Origin of the sequence: Elioraea sp., assembly GCF_051860475.1 — a bacterium.
In the GTDB taxonomy this organism is placed as follows: Bacteria; Pseudomonadota; Alphaproteobacteria; order Acetobacterales; family Acetobacteraceae; genus Elioraea.
Genome location: NZ_JBHYDW010000132.1, coordinates 11,077 through 12,261 on the forward strand (window position 1 = coordinate 11,077; position 1,185 = coordinate 12,261).

Here is a 1,185-nt window from a genome sequence, read left to right on the forward strand (position 1 = left end):
GGGGGGGGGGGGGGCGGCCCCCCCCCCCCCCCCCCCCCCCCCCCCCCGGTTTCACCCCCGCAGCGAGGTCAGCCGGACCTCGCCGCGCTCGATCAGATACGCGCTGTCCACCATCGGCTTGAGCAGGTCGGGATTGCTCTCGGTAATCAGGATCGCGAGGTCCGGCTCGGCTTCGCGCAGGCGCATCAGCGTCTCGGCATAGCGCCGCGCGAGTGCCGGGGCGAGGCCCTGGAACGGCTCGTCGAGCAGCACGAGCTTGGTGCCGGTCATCAGCGCGCGGCCGAGTGCGACCATCTTGCCCTGCCCGCCCGACAGCCCGCCGGCCTTGCGGTCCTTGAACTCGGCGATCTCCGGCAGGATGGCGTAGGTCTTGTCGAGGCGGCGCCGCGTCTCCGTACCCGACAGCCCGACCACCTCGGCCGGCAGGCGCAGGTTCTCCTCCACGGTGAAGGAGGAGAACAGCCGCCGCTCCTCGGGCGCGTAGCCGATCGCGAGTCCGGTGCGGCGATGCGCGGGCACGCGGCTCAGGTCCTGGCCCTCGAAGCCGATCCGCCCGCCCGACAGCGGCACGAGCCCCATGATGGCGCGCAGCGTGGTGGTCTTGCCCGCGCCGTTCCGTCCGACCAGGGCGACCCGGCCGCTATGGTCGACCGCCAGGTCCACGCCGCGCAGCACGCGCGTGCCGGCGATCGCGACGTCGATCCGCTCAAGCGTGAGCATGTTTGGTCTCGACGCCGATCACCTCGCGCAGCACGGCGGGGTCGGCGAGCACCTCCGCGGGTGGCCCTGCAGCGAGGATCTTGCCCTGGCTCCAGACCGCCACCCGGTCAGCGTAGCGCTCGACCACCTCCATGTCGTGCTCAACGAACACGGCGGTGACGCCCTCGGCACGCAGGGCGGTGACCAGCGTGTCCATGATGCCGAACTTCTCGGACGACGCGACGCCAGAGGTCGGCTCGTCCATCAGCAGGAGGCGGGGTTTCAGGGCCATGGCCATGGCGATGTCGGTGAGCTTGCGCGTGCCCTCGTTCAGCTCGGTCGCCCGCGCGGTCGCGACGTCGGCAAGCCCGAACTGCTGGAGCAGCCGCATCGCCGCGGTCGCGGTCTCGGCATCGAGCAGCGGACGCAGTGCGCGCCAGAACCGCCCGTGCGCCGCGACCTTCAGCGCGACGTTCTCGATCACCG

Annotated in this window: 2 protein-coding genes; both read right to left on the bottom strand. The window is 72.1% G+C overall.

The features are described from left to right. Positions 1–51 precede the first annotated feature (51 nt). Positions 52–720, bottom strand: coding sequence for an ABC transporter ATP-binding protein (locus ACTIFU_RS18725; RefSeq protein ID WP_439579839.1), 669 nt, complete (start codon positions 718–720; stop codon positions 52–54). After that, positions 707–1,185, bottom strand: a 479-nt coding sequence (locus ACTIFU_RS18730; RefSeq protein WP_439579840.1) for an ATP-binding cassette domain-containing protein, incomplete at its 5' end; no start/stop codon positions are given. The genes ACTIFU_RS18725 and ACTIFU_RS18730, both read right to left, overlap by 14 nt.

Bases quoted from the DNA above. Each gene is read 5' to 3' on its own strand.
- ACTIFU_RS18725 (WP_439579839.1), bottom strand. From the start codon at position 720: ATGCTCACGCTTGAGCGGATCGACGTCGCGATCGCCGGCACGCGCGTG.